The following is a 17,048-nucleotide window of genomic DNA, read 5'->3' as shown; positions in this document are numbered from 1 at the left end:
ATCAAAGCAATGGTGGTGTATGGTGATGAAGAAACAGGAAACATTCACAGATATCGAATACAGCTTCCGCAAGAAGAAAACGAAGCGGGAGGAATTTCTGGAAATCATGGACGAAATCATTCCCTGGGACGAGTGGGTCGGTGTGATCGAGCCCTACTATCCCAAGGGAAAGCGTGGCCGTCCGCCCATGGGCATTGAGAAAATGCTGCGGATGTATCTGCTTCAGATCTGGTTCAACCTGTCTGACCCGGCGACCGAGGACGCCATCTACGACAGCTATGCCACGCGAAAATTCACAGGCATTAACTTCATGACGGAGGCGGTTCCGAATGAAACAACGCTGTGCAAATTCCGTCATCTTTTGGAAGCGAATGGCCTGAACAAGCTGTTTTTCGACGCGATCAACCATGTTATGGTGCAAACCGGACACATGGTGGACGCAACCATCATCAATGCTCCCAGCTCCACGAAGAATGCTGAGAAGGCCCGTGACCCTGAAATGCGCCAGACGAAAAAGGGCAATGAGTGGAAATTCGGGATGAAATGCCACATCGGCGTGGACGCTGGCAGCGGTCTGGTTCACACGATGACCGTCACAGCGGCAAACGAGCATGACATCACACAGACAGTGAACTTACTTCGGGAAGATGACGGGGTAGTCTATGGGGATTCGGGATATCTTGGAGTGCAGAAGCGCCTTGAAATCGCAAGCAACGAGCATTTTTCAGGAATTGATTTCCGCATTAACCGCCGCCCCAGCAGTCTTCCCAGGGTCAGCGACAACGCGATTGACTGGGAGCGTTATATTGAAAACCGCAAATCCGCGGTGCGCTGCAAAGTAGAGCACGCGTTCCGGATCATCAAGTGTCAGTTCGGCTACAGGAAAACCGTGTATCGTGGACTGAGGAAGAACGAGAACCGACTGTACGCCATGTTCGCTTGTGCCAATTTGTATGCGCTTGCCATGGCAGGGAGAAAACTCTCCGTAACCTGATACAGGGGGCAGTCTGCCCTTTTTCAGAAAAAGGAGCAGAAAAGCAGAGAAATAATGGCTATTTTGCGCTGAAATCATCTTAACCAAGGGCAAATGGCGGCTAATACATTGAGTTGAAACAGGATAAAGTCTATTATTCAGAGGTTCCCTATGTATTGTGCAATTGATATCGGGAGCCGGATCCGATACTTCCGCAAGCTAAAAGGCTGGAGTCAAGAAACCTTAGCGCTGCAAGCCGATATGAATCCCGCTTTTCTCGGACATTTAGAGCGCGGCCTCAAGAGCCCGACCGTGAAAACGCTGGAAAAAATCGCCGCTGCGCTGGATATTTCGATGGCAGAACTGTTCTCTGAACCGCAGCCGATCAGTGACGAAAAGGAAGCACTGCTGACCGAACTGCGCGATCTGCTTCAAGGACTCCCACCCAAAAGTCTGCGTAAAATCACTGTTATTTTGCAGAACATTCTGTCTCTTGAGCGATGATCCTGCACATATCCGCATCTGACCACGCGGCAAAACCACACATATACTATAATAGTAGAAGCCACAGGAACGGAGCTCCGTTCCTGTGGCTATTTTTATTTGCAAAGGAGAATGCCTATGTTCCAAAACCCCAAATACCTGACCCGCGGTGTGCAGCACGCCCTACCCGGCTGGCTGGTGATCCTGCTCTGGCACCTGATCGGCCGCATCCCGGACGAGCAGCGCGACTACTTACAGGTATTCCGGTTGTCGCGCACCGCAGCCGGACAGCACATCGCCCACTCACAGGAACAGCCGCCTTATTCCTACGAAATGGACGTGCCCTGCGGCGACGCGGTGAGCGCCAAAATCTATGTCATTGACGACCAAACCCACAGCACCATGCTGCTGGCCGAAGAATATTAGGGGAGGAAAATGCTATGCAAGAAACCTACAGCTGTGACCACTGCGGCGCTGTCCACCCGCTTGATGAAATGTTCCACGTCGGCGACGACCTGCTCTGCCCGGACTGCGCAGGCGACCTGACCATTTTGTGCGACGAATGCGGCACGCGCATCTACATCGACGATGACGAAGGTGACGATACCCATGTACTCTGCCGCGCCTGCCGGGAGCGCTTTTATACCCACTGCGAACGTTGCGGCGCGTTGATTACAAATGACTCTGTCTACCAATATGGCGGCGAAGATCTGTGCCGTGATTGCTATGATGACCGATGCGAGTCCGGACCAATCCATGAATATAGCTATATGCCAGAACTGGTGTTCCACGGCAAGGGGCTGCGTCGCTTCGGTGTGGAACTCGAGATCGACGAGGGCGGAGAAAGCACCGCGCACGCCCGTCATTTTCTCGACATTGCCAACTGCCATTCTGAAAACCTGTACATCAAAACAGATGGCAGCTTGGACGATGGGCTAGAACTTGTCACCCACCCAATGACGCTGGACTATCATCTGAACGCCATGCCGTGGAAAGATATTTTGGATGAAGCGAAACGTCTTGGCTATCGCAGCCACGGCGCAGGTACCTGCGGGCTGCACGTTCACATTTCGCGCATGGCGTTCGGCTGTACTTACGAGACACAGGAATCCTGCATCGCCCGTTTGGTGTACTTCGTCGAAAAGTTCTGGCCGGAACTGCTGCGGTTCAGCCGGAGGACACAGGCACAGCTCAACCGCTGGGCAGCACGTTACGGTATGAAACTGTGTCCACGAGAACAACTCAACCACGCGAAGGACTCCTGCGCCGGACGATACACCGCTGTGAATCTCACGAACGCCGACACAATCGAGCTTCGCCTGTTCCGCGGTACGCTCAAATACAACACCCTGATCGCCACCTTGCAGTTGGTCAACCACCTCTGCGAGGTGGCGATTTCGCTTTCCGACACTGAATTGCAGGACATGAGTTGGTTCGATTTTCTCGACCGCATCGACGAACCCGAGCTGATTCAATACCTGAAAGAACGCCGGCTCTATGTCAACGAGCCGGTAAACACCAACACGGAGAACGAGGAGGCCTGCTGATGTGCAGTTTATTCGGAATAATTGACCAACAAAACAAACTCACCACACGTGAAAAGAACCGCATTTTGAACACTCTTGCCCGCGAATGCGAGGTGCGTGGCACGGATGCGACCGGTATCGCCTATCACTTCGGCGGACGGCTGCGCATCTTCAAGCGCCCGCTGCCAGCCCGCAAGCTACGCTTACGCGTGCCGAGCGGTGTAAACGTCATTATGGGGCACACCCGTATGACGACACAGGGAAACGAAAAGTTCAACCAAAACAACCACCCATTTCCCGGCAGCATCGATGGCAAGACCTTTGCTCTTGCGCATAACGGCATCCTGTGGAACGATAAGATTCTGAAACAACAGGAAAATCTGCCGCAGACCAGCGTCGAAACCGACAGCTACGTTGCCGTGCAGCTCTTGGAACAACAAAACGCCCTCGACTTCGCCAGCCTGAAAGCTATGGCCGAGACGGTCGAGGGCTCTTTTGTATTTACGGTGCTGGACAGCGAGGACGCGATCTGGTTCGTGAAAGGCGATAACCCGCTGTGCCTGTTTCACTATGATGGTTTTGTCCTCTATGCTTCTACGCAGGACATTCTCGTGAAAGCAACCAAGCGCCTGCGGCTGGGCAAACCGGAAAGCGTCCAACAGCCAGAGGAGGGGGAAATCTTGAGAATCGACAAGCATGGCTGCCAAACCACCGACTGCTTTATACCGCATATGACCTATCCGCACTGGTGGCGCTATTCCCCGTGCTACGGCTACCCTTGGGACGAGGACGGCAGACTGCATGATGAACTGGTCGCCGCTGCCAAAGCTATGGGCGTAAGCGAAGCCGAGGTGCAAGCGCTCTTGGACTACGGCTGCGACCCGGATGAGATCGAGGAGCTGCTCTACGATCCGGCGATGCTGCACGAAATGACCGGCGAATTACTATACGCATATTAAGGGGAGGAGGAATTACCTGTGGGGCAATTTCCAAAGCATTTGAGCTGCTCGGCGCATTTGTCGAGGTCGTAATCGAGATCGCAGAGAAGTCCGCGAAAAACAGCAAGCCACCGGACAAGTAGTATGTCATTGGGGTATACCCTACTGATACAGCCAAAAAGCATGTCAATAGGGTCGGTTTCGGGGTTTTGACATATTTCAAAACCCGCACCGACCCTATTACAACAATTCGTCTCATATTTTCTTAAAAATCACACATGCCGGAATAGCAGCCATCTGCTGACACCATAATTCCGCTAGCCATGGTCTCCCTCACTTAGTTATATTTTACGTTCAACTGGCTCAGGCTGTCCTGCAAGCTGATATTGCCGTTCAAGACAGACCAGCACAGCTCGCGAATTTCCGGCGTGAGCTCAATCCCTTCCATCCGGCAGGACATTGCTATATTCTCCAACACTTCCGGCAGTGCTGCGTTTTCTTTTGATAGCATCCTGATCACATCCTTGCATGGACAGTATACCATTTTTCTCAACAGAAAGGAAGATATGAATGAAAATCGGCTACATCCGCGTTAGCACAGAAGAGCAGAACCCCGCCCGGCAGCAGGCGCTGCTGCGTGAGCTGGGCGTGGACGAAATCTTTCTTGACAAGGCGAGCGGCAAGAACACCGACCGCCCGGAGCTTCGGCGCATGCTGGCCTATGTCCGCAAGGGCGACACGGTGATCGTCGAGTCGATCAGTCGCTTCGCCCGCAACACCCGCGACCTGCTGGAGCTGATCGAGCAGCTGACGGTCAAGGAGGTCGAGTTCGTCTCCAAAAAAGAGGCGATCGACACGACCACCCCGACCGGCAAGTTCATGCTGACCGTGTTCGCGGCTGTGGCCGAGCTTGAGCGCGCGTACATCCTCCAGCGCCAGCGCGAGGGCATCGCCCTCGCCAAGGCGCAGGGCAAATATCATGGGCGCGCGCCGCTGTCTCTGCCCGACAACTTCGAGGCAGTCGTAGCCCAGTGGCGGCGCGGCGAGATCACCGCAAGGGAGGCCATGCAGCGGACGGGGCTCAAGGCTAACACCTTCTACCGGAGATGTCGCGATGTGAAATATTAGAATGATTCGATTTTATGAGCAATATACAGATAATCGTTCGTATGGCGCGATTTTCCGCCAATGAGAAAAGCACTCCAAATTTGAACACCCATCGCGAAGATTAAACTATAATAGATGATTATTGAAATACTTGCATCATTTCTGCTTCATAATAGAGGCATTATGCTATATCTGTAGATATAGTAAAAAATAGAGCTGAAGGTTAATTCGTAATCGGCCAGATGTACTGGTTAAATGACGCAAGCAGACGAAATGTTTTATTATATGCCTCTGCACATAACTGCTTAATTGCTTCTTCTGCCATTGCCATGCCTAAAAAATTTTCATAACACTTGAAACTTTTCAGTTGTCTTTCTTTTTCGGAACAAATGTTGTTGTATTGTCGCAAACAGAAGTTCGCTATACTTTGCCTAAGCTGACTTTGAGAGCATAACACTTTTCCTTTTGCTATTTCACACTCTAATTCTTCCAGAAATGCTGACTGTTTCTCTGATTTGCTTCCAAGTTCGGCAATAGTACGCCGTACTTTTGAAATATCGTATCGTAGTGCTGCAGGAAGCGAGGGGTGATCCCACTCTGCAATAAAATACCCAATAGCCGCTTCGCACAAATCGTTTAAATGTTCAGCACATATACCATACAGTTCGAAAGGTTTTTTTATGAGCCCTTTTCCGCCATAATTGGGTTTCCAGTTGAATAGCGGGGGAGGTGTATAGCCTGAAATTAGCCAAAACACTTCCCAATTAAAGTTATAGTGCTCGATGGAATATTTTTCCTTTACCATGTGTAGATAATGGGCGGTACATCTTTCCGTGGTTGGAGCATCATTTGGTTTATCTTTGGTATCGGTTTCATCAATGATTTTAGCATTCTTCAGTGTATCGATTGCAGTAACCCATCCGCGGGGCTTTTTAGCATCAGTTACTTCATAACCTTGAGCATCAAACAACACAAAAAGAGCGTGCAGGATCTCTCCAATTGGTACGCCGTTCACCGGCTGTTTATATTGCAAGAATTCGGTCTTTTTCCGCGGCTGGTCAAAACAGTCCTCGCATAGGTGAGCAAGTGCTATAAAATCCTTATCTGTTAAGCACAAATGATTGATAAAAGAGAGACTGTTCAAAAGGGCATATGGATCGAATAGAGCGCTCTTCTGGTCGAAAAGATCATTTTCAATAAGAGGAAAGCTTTGGGCGATAGCCGAGAACAATATACACATGTCTGCTGCATTATTCTCATTAAATATTGTTTTGTTTGGTTTCAAATATGCTTTCAGATTAGCGATATCTGCAGATATTGCTCCCGATAATACGCCTAATATGATGATTGGGAAGACTTTTTTCAGTAATCTATCTTGTTTGATTTGCTTCAATAGATTTGTGAAATTCTTCTTTGTTGTGGGATTAAGAACGCGCGCACCAATTGCTTTCCCTGATAGTTGTCTTGATAATTGCGAACAAAACTGTAGAGACAGCTGCTCATTGATAGAAGATGTGTTTGAACCAGCATCTGTATCGGTGCCATAGTCCTGATAGTTCAAGTCCTGTTTGCTATGTTCATCTAAATGCTTGCGCAGCGCCTTCAATTCCATATAGGCATAATTGCGTCTACGCATAGCAAACGCAAAATCATGATATGCACAAACCGATTGTTCCCACGCTGAAGGTGCCCATGTGTATTTAGAGGATTCGGTGTTTGGCTCCTCTAGGAAGTACCCCGCATCATCAAACAAAAAATTGCCATCGCAAATGGAATATATTAACAATTGCATGACATCTTGGAAATCTTCAATCGGCTCTCTTTGATTTTTCGGCCAAACAGAGCGCCCTCTATCTTTCATCAAATTTTCCAAAAATGTACAGCACTTTAAAATCATAAAAATTCGATGTTCGCTGTACACGTTGTATTTGTGTGCATTCTCTTTTACGCGGTTCAAAAAAAGTTTTGCTTCCATCAAGTTTCCTTCATCTTGTTTGGAACGTTCAGGGGCCGGGTCAAACATCGTATTCATCTCCTTATATGTGAAAATTCTGAAAAAGTTGAGTTTTTCACGGTTATACGATAGCAGGCCTACCGCGGTACAATAAAAGCAGAGAAGGCCGTAAGACGCCAAATGCTAGCACGTTGGCAGAAATGTGGTTGTAGTCATCAAGGATAATAGAGAAGGAGAGACAGCATGAAATTATTCAACGAATTAGTGGTCGAAACTTTTCAAAACGAAACGTTTTTGCAAAATATTCCACCTGAACGCTCCCGCATCATCACGCGAGATGATCTGGACAGCAAATCGTGGAAGGAGTTGATCGCGTGGGCGATGAGAATAAGAGATCGCATCTCGGAGCACAAGGATTTCAAGATCAAGGGCTGGACGATTCGTGACTGTGGGACGAGCTATTTGGAGCGTATCCCGTGTCCAATGCCGTATGTCGAGGTGTTTACGCAAGAGAACTGCATCGTGCGGTATGCGGTGACAGCTTTCTTTGACAGCAAATCGATTCTACTATCGTATAAACGGCTGTCTTCCGGCGATACAGTGCCGGTTTCCGGCATCAATTTAGATAATGGTGCAGCGTGGCTGACCAATGAGGTTCGGCGACTGTGCCTGCCAATGCTCTGTCGAAAAACCGTAGTGCTGGATCGACGTCCGTGCGTGAAATCACGGCTTAAGTTGAATAAAAGCTGGACCTATGAAGTTGCTCCAACTGAGTTAGCGGAGGCAATTCGGAACGTAGCGGATGTTGTCATTTTCCTGCTTGTTCACACAGTGGAAGCGGCGATCACCTCATTTATTCCGGAAAACTTCCGCCTCTTCTATTATCCCGCTGTTGTTTGCAGTGGGGCGGAGCAGACTGCCAAAGTCCAAACCGATACTCTGCGGAGGATACTCGCAGCGTTCACATTTATCCAAGGGCTGGAAACGCCTACCGGTTTGGTGCCGGAACTTGCTGTGCAATCGCAGGAGGATCTAAAACTGCTGCAGTCGGTGTCTTCGATCCCCGTGTTGGTGCACATCGATCTGGACGCCATGCAGAAGAAGATGACCACGCTCATGCAATCGGCGCAAACGGATCTCGCAGCCAGCGGCAAAAGTCGTTTGCCGCTGGGCACGGTGCCGATATTGGTCGGTAGCGAGCTGCCATCAGAGCATGTCAGCCTGCTCTTTTCATGGGGTGCGTTAGAGCCAATCCATTGGGAGGCGATCGACTTGCTCCGAACCGCGACTGCGAACCTTCTCCGCAAACCGCAGCGCGTGGCAAATCGGATTGCATCCGCAATACAAGATATGTCTTTAGCTGATAGGACCTATCCGGCGGCGCATTTCCTGACGGTTTCCGGTATTCTAGATGAATTGCTCCTAGCCGAGACTTCGACAGAAGGCGTTTTTCTACAACGTGCGGAAAGTCTTGTTGACCAAATCTGGAACAGCGAGGAAGCTCGCGAAAAGCGCTTCGCCGCCGCTTTTGATCTACTTCAAGACCCTAACACCACAGCGGCGTGGATCGCGGATTCTGCTAAAGAGATGGCAGAGGGCCAAATCGGCTTCCTCTACGCAAAGCAAGATGGAACCCGATGGGTTGCATTCGAGCTGAAGGAGGCCTTCCCGCAGATCTTACTACAGTTGGGACTAAAGGGGCAGGATAGCGTGGAATTCCGTGCTTACCTGAAAAAGCTCGGTATACTGGAATCGTCAAGCGAGAAGATCCGTGGGCAGGCGCAAAAACCGTCCAGCCATGTGCTTTTCCCCGCTTCCAAGCTGGGGTACGAGGATCCATAATGGCGGAACAGCCCGATAAACGCGGTTTGTAAAAGCTGGAAGAAGTTTTGATTTTATTCATTTTGTGTGAAAAACAGGCGGTACAATGGCTGTTACGTTGTTTCTGTCGTACCGTCGATTTCACACTCCGGTTTTATAGGAGGTAATAAATATGACAAAAGAAGCAGCGCTCGCGCAGCTTGGCATTCCAACATTGCGCGCGGCTCAAAATGAGATTTTATCTCAATTGATAGTTGGGCACGACTCGCTGGCTATATTAGCGACAGGTAGCGGGAAATCTGCAATTTACCAAATGCTGGCATTAGTGCAAGAACGCCTGATCATCATTGTCGAGCCTTATTTGGCGCTGGAGATCGATCAGGTTCGACAACTACGAGAGAAGGGGATTCCGGCTGCAATGCTTAACAGCTTGCTTCCGGAAGAAGCGCGACGAACCGTATTAGCGCAGATCAGAGATGGTAGCCTGCGGTTGCTATATGTGACCCCGGAGATGCTGCAAAACAATAAATTGCAGGAAGCTCTGCTCACTGCGAATATTGGCGGGCTAATGATCGATGAGGCGCATTGCATCGTAAAACAGGGACCTGGGTTTCGCGAGGATTACTTGCGCATCGCAGACTTTGTGAAGACGCTGCGCGAGAGACCAGTAATCGGCGCGTTTACAGCCACGGCAACGAGATCGACAGAGAAGCAGATCATTAACAGGCTCAACATGGATGATCCTTTTATCTATCGTGGCAGCGTAACTCGTGAAAATATTCGACTTTCAGCGATCGAAATCGGGCATGGTCTAACCGGTCGAAAAAATGCAGCTGTGATCGAGCAGCGCAAGCGGGAAGAAATCTGTAGATTGCTCAAAAGAAAATCCCCAAAGGGGAATTGTGTTATATATTGTAACACGGTCAAACGCGTGAAGCAATTGAAACGCTGCCTCAAAAAAGAGGGTTTTCCTGTAGAAAGCTTTTATGGCGCATGCAAAAACAAGGAAGAGAGGCTTCGGCGATTTGCATCCGGAGAGGTTCGTATCATGGTGGCGACGAACGCTTTTGGCCTTGGTGTGAACATTCCGAATGTGCGCCTTGTGATTCACCATTCTCCTTCGATCGGGCTGGATGAGTATGTGCAGGAGGCAGGACGCGCAGGCCGTAACGGTAAACAGGCTGAGGCGGTTTTGCTATGGCACCCGTACGATTTTACGATCAACCAAGGACTGCTTGAGAAGGCTAAGATGGACTTGACCGGCCGGGAGCGCAAAGATCGTTTGGATGCGCTGGAGGCCCTGAAAAGGTATGCGCAGGATAAGGAACGCTGCCGATGGCGTATCATTCGAAAGTTTTTCGGGGAGAAAAAAGGGGATCGGTGTGAAGATCAGTGTGACAACTGTTATCATGCTGAAAACAAGATTGGGAATTTGTAAGCCCAGTGGAAAGAGGTTTGCGTGTACCGCTAGATGTGCATACTAAACGAAAGAAGGAGGACACATCATGAGAGAAGAAATTCGACGCGGCCAGATCTACCAGATTCTGGCGCTCAACGACGAAATGTACAAAAATGGACATGTTTCCCGCGAGGAACATGATTTTGTACGGCGTTTGCAGGCGAAAAAGTTGAAGAATCTGAATGGGCGCGGTACAATGGAAGTAACCAGAACCGACTTGATTTAAAGCAGGAGGGAACCATGGACGTCCGCAAGCTGGACGACCTGCTGGCGCAGGGCCGCAGCATTTTCGAAATGAAGATCGCTGTGGCCTATTACGCCCGCGTGTCGACCGATAAAGATGAGCAGCTGAACAGTTTGGATAACCAGCAGCGTTTTTATGAAGAGTATATCCGCAGCAATCCAAACTGGACGTTTGCGGGTGGCTATGTGGACGAGGGTATCTCGGGCACGTCGGTCGCCAAGCGCGAGCAGTTCCTGCAAATGATCGAAGATGCGGAAACCGGCCGGTTTGATCTGATCATTACCAAGGAGATCAGCCGCTTTGCCCGTAATACGCTGGACAGCATCCGGTATACCCGCGAACTGCTGCGCCACGGCGTCGGTGTGTTCTTCCAGAACGATAACATCAACACCTTCGACAAGGACGCCGAGCTGCGGCTGACCATCATGTCGTCCATCGCACAGGATGAGGTGCGCAAGCTGTCCGAGCGTACCCGCTTCGGTTTCAAGCGGGCGCAGGAGAACAGCGTGCTGCTGGGGCAGAACAACCTGTTTGGCTATAATAAGGTAGATGGCAGGCTGGAGATTGTCGAGCGCGAGGCGGAGGTTGTTCGTGAGGTGTTTGAGCGCTACATCGCGGGGGAAATGGGTCTGCGGGCGATCGCCAACGATCTGGACAGTCGCGGCATTGTCGGCAAGCAGGGCAAGCCGCTTACCTATTCCACCCTGTACGGTATGATCCGCAACCCGAAGTATAAGGGCTTTTATGCCGGACGGCGCTATGCGACGCGGGATTATCGGGATGGACGCACCTATCGTCTGGATACGGACAAATGGATCGTGCATGAAGATGAAAAGGTGCCTGCGATTGTTCCGGAACCGCTTTGGGAAGAGGCCAACCGTTTGTTGGCTGAGCGCGGCAAGACGATGAAGCAGCACGCGCAGGCATCGCAGAACCGTTATGCGTACAGCGGCAAGCTGATCTGCGCCAAACACGGAACGACTTTCCACCGCCACGTATACAAGAGCAAGCGCAGGGGAGAGGTCGAGTGTTGGAACTGCAAGTTATACCGGCTCAAGGGTAAGCAGGGCGGCTGCAGCTCGCCCACGGTTTATAGCAGCGAACTTGACCGCGTGCTGGCGCGTGTATTCGAGCGGGTGATTGACGAAAAGTCCGAAGCGATGCAGGAATATATCCAAAACCTGAAGGCATTTGCCGAGCAGCAGGATCATGGCGCAGAACTGGAAAGGCTGGCACAGCAGATCGAGGCGTTGTCCGCAAAAAAAGAAAAGCTGCTCGAACTGACGCTGGACGGCGCCTTATCCAATACGGAGTTCAAGAGCCGCAATCAGCAGTATAACGAACAGCTGGAAGAATTGGAGCAACAGCGCGGGGCGTTGGAAAACGCCGGAAAGGATCTGGCGGAACGCATCAAGCGGGTAGAAAAGCTTTCGAGAACCATCGAACAGCAGTGGAACGCCAACTGCGGGTTTTCCCGCGAGATGTCGAGGGCGCTGGTCGACCACATTGTTGTGGATGCGGATGAGAGCAACACCCAAATCTATCTGGATATCTGCCTGACGATGGGCAAGGAATACCACGCGGAATATGCCAAACCGCAGGCCAAAAATTCCGTCCTTTCGTTTGATGAGATCCACATCTCACAGGCGCAGGTATCACGGCTGGAAAAGGGCGCGCTCGACCATATCCGCCGCAACCTGAACTGAGCGCGGCAAAATAAAACCCGGCACGGGGCGAAAACCGTGCCGGGAAGGAGTATCGGTCAGCGTATGTCGTTTGCCGTGTTGAGCGGGGCGGTGGTCAGCGTGATGAGTGCGGTGGGGATGCCCTGCCGCGACATGTAGGAGCAGAGCGATCGCACGGCCTCGGCAGTGGCCTGCGTGTGGTGCAGGCGCAGCACGATGACCGCGTCGGTGGAGGCAAAATGCTGCGCGGTCGTCGCGTAGGCGCGTGCGGCGGTCTGCCGTTCGTCTCCCGCGTCGAGTGTTGTATCCCACAGGCGGTAGCCGGCGGCGGTCAATGCGTCACGCTGCGCGGCGGTCAGCTTATCGCAGCCATCCGGAGTGGAGACAATGCGCGTCTGCACCCCGGTCAGCAGCGCAAGGCGGTCGTTGGCCGCTTGCAGGGAGGCGGTCAGCGCGTCGGGCGCGGCGTCAGCCGTCTCGCGCAGCAGCAGGGCAGGGGTGTGCCCCTCGGCCACGATGCGGCGCACCAGATCGTCCGACCAAAGTGAGGTGTCGGTCGGCAGGAAAAAGGCGGCCTGCCGCGCCGCGTCACGCAGCGCGTCCAGAATGGCCAGGGTCTTGGCGCCCGGCGCGCCGTAAAACGTCAGGTAGACACGGGCAGGCTTGTGCGTCGGCTTTTCCTCCACCTGCGGGATAGGCGGCTCGGTCGGAACAGACGGCTGCACCACAGGGCGCTCGGCGGGCGCGCCATGGTAGGCGTTGATCGCGCTTTGAATGCGCGCGGCGCTCGCGGCGGTGAAGTCGGAATCACTCTGCGCCGAGCCGTCGGTCACGCGCAGCACCATTTCGCCCGCGACCTCGATGGTCGAGTAGCCAAAGCCGAACTTGCCGCAGCACAGCTTGACCGGCACATACACCGTGCCGTTGCGGTGGTAGGCGGGTGAGGCATAGCTGTTGAGGTTTTGGTCGTAAACATAGCCCTCGTCAGGGGAGAAGGATAGCGTTTCCCCTCCGGCGGACAGATTGAGCACACCGTCCTCGGTGGCGGCAGAAACGCCCAGCGCGGTGAACACGCTGTACGGTACATACATCTCGCCGCCAAGGCGGGCGGGCATAGTGCTGTCGGACAGGGGGAGCAGCGTGTCATTGACCGCGGTCAGCGTGAGGGCGGCGGCGGGCGCCGGTATTGCCGCCAGCAGAAGCGCTGCGCACAGCGCGGCGGCAAGCGGCCGGCGGAAACGGTGATGCATGGTGTGCAGCGCTCCTTTCGGCAAATCATACGAACTCATTATAGCAAATCCCAGCGGCTTTGTCACCCTTTGCGTGTAAAAATGCTTTGCTTCAGCAAAGCAAAGTGATATAATAAAAATGTAGAAATCTAACACAGAAAGAGTGAACCCGCCATGCTGCAGATCAAGACCCAGCTTACCACAAATAAGAAGCCGAGGCCAGACGAGACAAACCTTGGCTTTGGCATCCATTATACTGATCATATGCTGATAATCGACCATGACGAGCAAAAGGGCTGGCACGACGCGCGCATCGTACCCTATGCGCCACTGTCGCTCGACCCGGCCGCGATGGTACTGCACTACGCGATGGAGTCCTTCGAGGGTCTCAAGGCGTACCGAACACCGGATGGCTCCATCCAGCTTTTCCGGCCGGATAAGAACGCTGAGCGCATGATCAATACCAACCATCGCATGTGCCTGCCCAGCCTGCCGGTGGAGGATTTCGTGCAGGCCGTCAAGGCACTGGTCGAGGTCGACCGGGACTGGGTGCCGCGGGCCGAGGGCACAAGCCTGTACATCCGTCCTTTCATCATCGCCACTGAGCCGCATCTTGGCGTGCGCCCGTCGAAAACACACCAGTTCATCATCATCTGCTCGCCTGTCGGCGCGTATTACTCGACGGGCATCAACCCGGTCAAGATTTTTGTGGAGGACGAGTACACCCGCGCCTGCCCGGGCGGCACCGGCTTTACCAAGTGCGGCGGCAACTACGCGGCCAGTCTGATCTCGCAGGTCAAGGCGCACGAGCTGGGCTATGAGCAGACCCTGTGGCTTGACGGCGTTGAGCACAAGTATGTTGAGGAGGTCGGCTCGATGAACTGCTTCTTCAAAATCGACGGCACGGTGTACACCGCACCCACAGCCGGCACGGTGCTGCCCGGCGTCACCCGTATGAGCTGCATCGACCTGCTGCGTCATTGGGGCATCCCGGTGTCGGAGGAGCGGCTGCCGATCGCGGAGGTCATGCGGGCCTCCAAGGAGGGCAAGCTCGAGGAGGTGTTCGGCACCGGCACGGCAGCGGTCATCTCGCCCGTCGGCGAGCTGCGCTATGAGGACGAGGTCGCCCTTATCAACGATGGTCAGATCGGGTCGGTCACTCATAAGCTGTATGACACGCTCACCGGTATACAGTGGGGCAAGCTACCCGACGAGCTGGGCTGGACGGTCAAGGTTTGCTGAGCATAAACGGCTGGTACGCCGGAAAATAGTATAAGAAAAAGAGCGGAAACCAAGAGGTTTTCGCTCTTTTTGCTGCCCGCATGGCAGGTTAGATATCGGTGCGCGGCCGGGCGCTCATCTGCCAGAAGTTGTACTCGTGCTGTGAGCAGGCGCGGAAGATCTCCATACAATGCGCGCGCCGCGCATCGCTTAGATCTTGGCAGGCGCTGTCGGCAAAGTCCGTCCACGCGCGGCAGACCGCATCGTACTGGCCGCCCGCATAGTCGCTGATGAAGCGCAGATAGGGCGAGTTGTCCGACGGGGGGGAGCGCTTGATGATCTCCCCGAAAATCCAGCCGTAGCTGAGCATACACGGCAGACAGGCCATCATGCATTCGGCCGCACCGGGGGCGTTTTTGGCCGCATCGAGCATGTAATCGACGTATGCCCGGTTCTCCGGGCGGAGGGGAAGGGGCTGTATCTGCGCGTCGGTCAGTTGATACCGCCGCAGGTAGTGTAGCCGCGTCGTGTCCTCGGCCTCGTTGACAAAGGCGAGCAGCGAGTAATAGGCGCGGATGTCCTCCATATCCCGCGCGTTGATGATGCCCCACGCGAACACCTTGGAGTACTCACGCAGATAGAGACTGTCGTCTACGATGTAGCCCTTGAAGCAGTCCTCGGGCAGTGAGCCGTCGGCCACGCCGCGCAGAAATGGGGTGCTTAGGCAGGATGCCCAGATCGGTAGGCTGTCCTCGATGCATTGCGCTACAAAGCTCATGTCTGCGTTCCCTCCTTGGCAGCTTTTTTGAGTGCTGAAAGCGGCAGCGCCAGCAGGATGAGGATGGTGAGGATACCCTCCGGTATTTTAGAGGAGAGGTTGTAGGCCAGACTGTAACCCCAAGCGCCCCAGCCGTCCCATGCGTTTTGGGAGAAGAAGATCACACCGCTCAGCACATGCCCCACCGCCGAGAGGAAAACGCTCAGCAGCGCGCCGTACAGTATTTTCCAGCGCTTATCGCTGCCGAAAACACCGGCATAGCCAAGGCAGGAGAAGCAGACCAGATGCTCAACGAACACCTGCGCCCAGTGCACGGGCTGCCACGCAGGCAGCAGAAAGAGTGCGAGCACGCCGCATAGCCAACCGGATACCATGGCCAGCCGGTAGTCATACACCAGCGCGAGCAGCATCAGCGGCAGCATCGAGCCGAAGTTAAAGGTCGAGCCGGTAGGCAGCGGAATCATGATGGAGTTGAGCACCAGTGTCAGCGCGGTGCACAGGCCCGCAAGGCAGATGGATTTGGCCGTCAGCCGCAGGCCGCGGCACAGCCACAGCGTAAACAGCAGATAGGAGACGGTGAATACCGTTGTAACAGTCGCGGAGATCATTCGACAAACGCCCCTTTCAAATCAAACATATGATTCATCGGCCCGCTGCCCGCGCCCAGATCAAGCATGGCAGCAAGCGCGCCCGAGATGTACGCCTTGGCGCGCTCGACCGCGCTGTCCAGTGCATAACCCTTGGCGAGATTGGCAGTGATCGCGCTCGATAGTGTGCAGCCCGTACCGTGGGTGTTGGGGTTGTTGATCCGGTGGCCGCGGAACCATTTGCCTACGCCGTCCTGCCAGAGCAGGTCGTCCACGTCGCTGACCTGATGCCCGCCTTTGCACAGCACGGCGCAGCCATAGGTCTCGCTGATGGCGCGCGCGGCGCGCTCCATGTCGGCGGCATCGGCAATGGATAGGCCGGAGAGGACTTCGGCCTCGGGGATGTTGGGCGTCAGCACGGTGGCGAGCGGGAGCAGGTGCGCCTTGAGCGCATCGACCGCCTGTTCTGAGATCAACCGCGCGCCGCTGGTCGCCACCATGACCGGGTCGACCACAATGTTCTTCGCGCCGTATTGCCGGAGCTTGTCCGCGATCTGCTCGATGAGCGGGGTGGATGCGACCATGCCGGTCTTGACCGCGTCGGGAGGGATGTCGGTAAAGATGCAGTCAAGCTGGCTGGCGAGGAACGCTGGGGTGACCTCCAGAATGCCGTAAACGCCGGTCGTGTTCTGTGCCGTCAGCGCGGTGACGGCGCTCATGGCGTAAACGCCGTTGGCGGTCATCGTTTTGATATCGGCTTGGATACCGGCGCCTCCGCTGGAATCGCTTCCGGCGATCGTCAATGCTGTTTTCATGCTGTTTCTCCTTGTATTATAGAGTAGTAGTTATTAAAGCCCCTCTCCAAGGGCTGTGCTACACTGTAAGGGATGCTGTGGACTGGCTGCGTTCTCCTACCACAAGATGGTTCTCGAAAGGTTCCAACCACAGCCCCTTACAATTTTGTTGATCAGTTAAATACCGCCAGACGGTTTATGTGGAACAAGGCTACAAAAGTAAGGCGCACTGTGGATGCAGCATCACAT

General features: G+C 53.6%; 17 protein-coding genes. 11 read left to right on the top strand and 6 right to left on the bottom strand.

Annotation, left to right across the window (positions count from 1 at the left end):
• Positions 1–25: 25 nt before the first annotated feature.
• From MR935_RS04735 to MR935_RS04715, 5 genes are all read left to right on the top strand, one after another.
• Positions 26–994 (top strand): IS5 family transposase, encoded by a 969-nt coding sequence (locus tag MR935_RS04735; protein ID WP_290571503.1) that lies wholly within the window; start codon positions 26–28, stop codon positions 992–994.
• Positions 995–1,144: 150 nt separating this feature from the next.
• A complete protein-coding gene (locus MR935_RS04730) occupies positions 1,145–1,477 on the top strand; it encodes a helix-turn-helix domain-containing protein (protein WP_290571502.1) in 333 nt (110 codons plus the stop codon).
• 117 nt (positions 1,478–1,594) lie between these two features.
• Positions 1,595–1,882: a DUF960 family protein gene (locus MR935_RS04725; protein ID WP_290571501.1), complete on the top strand. Its 288-nt coding sequence runs from the start codon at positions 1,595–1,597 to the stop codon at positions 1,880–1,882.
• 14 nt (positions 1,883–1,896) lie between these two features.
• A complete protein-coding gene (locus MR935_RS04720; RefSeq protein WP_290571499.1) occupies positions 1,897–3,003 on the top strand; it encodes an amidoligase family protein in 1,107 nt (368 codons plus the stop codon).
• A complete protein-coding gene (locus MR935_RS04715; protein WP_290571497.1) occupies positions 3,003–3,941 on the top strand; it encodes a class II glutamine amidotransferase in 939 nt (312 codons plus the stop codon). The genes MR935_RS04720 and MR935_RS04715 overlap by 1 nt, the downstream gene beginning before the upstream one ends.
• Positions 3,942–4,257: 316 nt before the next feature.
• Here the strand turns inward: MR935_RS04715 and MR935_RS04710 are convergent, their stop codons facing one another.
• Entirely contained in the window at positions 4,258–4,431 is a 174-nt protein-coding gene (locus MR935_RS04710; RefSeq protein ID WP_290571495.1) for a hypothetical protein, read from the bottom strand.
• 59 nt (positions 4,432–4,490) lie between these two features.
• Between MR935_RS04710 and MR935_RS04705 the strand changes: the two genes are divergently transcribed.
• A complete protein-coding gene (locus tag MR935_RS04705; protein ID WP_290571494.1) occupies positions 4,491–5,048 on the top strand; it encodes a recombinase family protein in 558 nt (185 codons plus the stop codon).
• A gap of 202 nt (positions 5,049–5,250) precedes the next feature.
• On the opposite strand, the gene MR935_RS04700 is transcribed toward MR935_RS04705, so the two are convergent.
• Positions 5,251–7,050, bottom strand: a complete 1,800-nt coding sequence (locus MR935_RS04700; RefSeq protein ID WP_290571492.1) for a hypothetical protein — start codon at positions 7,048–7,050, stop codon at positions 5,251–5,253.
• A 174-nt stretch (positions 7,051–7,224) separates the two neighbouring features.
• Between MR935_RS04700 and MR935_RS04695 the strand changes: the two genes are divergently transcribed.
• The 4 genes from MR935_RS04695 (at position 7,225) to MR935_RS04680 (ending at position 12,211) form a co-directional block, all read left to right on the top strand.
• On the top strand, positions 7,225–8,823 hold the full coding sequence (locus MR935_RS04695) for a hypothetical protein (protein WP_290571491.1): 1,599 nt from the start codon (positions 7,225–7,227) through the stop codon (positions 8,821–8,823).
• 151 nt (positions 8,824–8,974) lie between these two features.
• Positions 8,975–10,240, top strand: coding sequence for a RecQ family ATP-dependent DNA helicase (locus MR935_RS04690; protein ID WP_290571489.1), 1,266 nt, complete (start codon positions 8,975–8,977; stop codon positions 10,238–10,240).
• 67 nt (positions 10,241–10,307) lie between these two features.
• Positions 10,308–10,487 (top strand): hypothetical protein, encoded by a 180-nt coding sequence (locus MR935_RS04685; RefSeq protein WP_290571487.1) that lies wholly within the window; start codon positions 10,308–10,310, stop codon positions 10,485–10,487.
• A gap of 14 nt (positions 10,488–10,501) precedes the next feature.
• Positions 10,502–12,211 (top strand): recombinase family protein, encoded by a 1,710-nt coding sequence (locus MR935_RS04680; protein ID WP_290571485.1) that lies wholly within the window; start codon positions 10,502–10,504, stop codon positions 12,209–12,211.
• 56 nt (positions 12,212–12,267) lie between these two features.
• Here MR935_RS04680 and MR935_RS04675 read toward each other — a convergent pair whose 3' ends face one another.
• Positions 12,268–13,440 carry a polysaccharide deacetylase family protein gene (locus tag MR935_RS04675; RefSeq protein ID WP_290571483.1) on the bottom strand — a complete coding sequence of 391 codons (1,173 nt, stop codon included), beginning with the start codon at positions 13,438–13,440 and terminating at the stop codon, positions 12,268–12,270.
• A 153-nt stretch (positions 13,441–13,593) separates the two neighbouring features.
• Here MR935_RS04675 and MR935_RS04670 point away from each other — a divergent pair, with 153 nt between their 5' ends.
• Entirely contained in the window at positions 13,594–14,661 is a 1,068-nt protein-coding gene (locus MR935_RS04670) for a branched-chain amino acid aminotransferase (protein ID WP_290571481.1), read from the top strand.
• Positions 14,662–14,749: 88 nt separating this feature from the next.
• On the opposite strand, the gene MR935_RS04665 is transcribed toward MR935_RS04670, so the two are convergent.
• Genes MR935_RS04665 through thiD form a run of 3 tightly spaced genes read right to left on the bottom strand, consistent with a single transcriptional unit; the run spans position 14,750 to position 16,820 of the window.
• Complete coding sequence (locus MR935_RS04665; protein WP_290571479.1) at positions 14,750–15,418, bottom strand: TENA/THI-4 family protein; 669 nt, start codon at positions 15,416–15,418, stop codon at positions 14,750–14,752.
• Entirely contained in the window at positions 15,415–16,026 is a 612-nt protein-coding gene (locus MR935_RS04660) for an energy-coupled thiamine transporter ThiT (protein WP_290571477.1), read from the bottom strand. Before MR935_RS04660 ends, MR935_RS04665 begins: the two co-directional genes overlap by 4 nt.
• Positions 16,023–16,820 carry a bifunctional hydroxymethylpyrimidine kinase/phosphomethylpyrimidine kinase gene (gene thiD / locus MR935_RS04655; RefSeq protein ID WP_290571476.1) on the bottom strand — a complete coding sequence of 266 codons (798 nt, stop codon included), beginning with the start codon at positions 16,818–16,820 and terminating at the stop codon, positions 16,023–16,025. Before thiD ends, MR935_RS04660 begins: the two co-directional genes overlap by 4 nt.
• Positions 16,821–17,048 lie beyond the last annotated feature (228 nt).

The sequence above is a fragment of the Agathobaculum sp. genome (assembly GCF_022775115.1).
Classification (GTDB): domain Bacteria; phylum Bacillota; class Clostridia; order Oscillospirales; family Butyricicoccaceae; genus Agathobaculum.
Note: the sequence above shows the minus strand (reverse complement) of the source record. Positions and strands in the feature narration are given on the sequence as shown.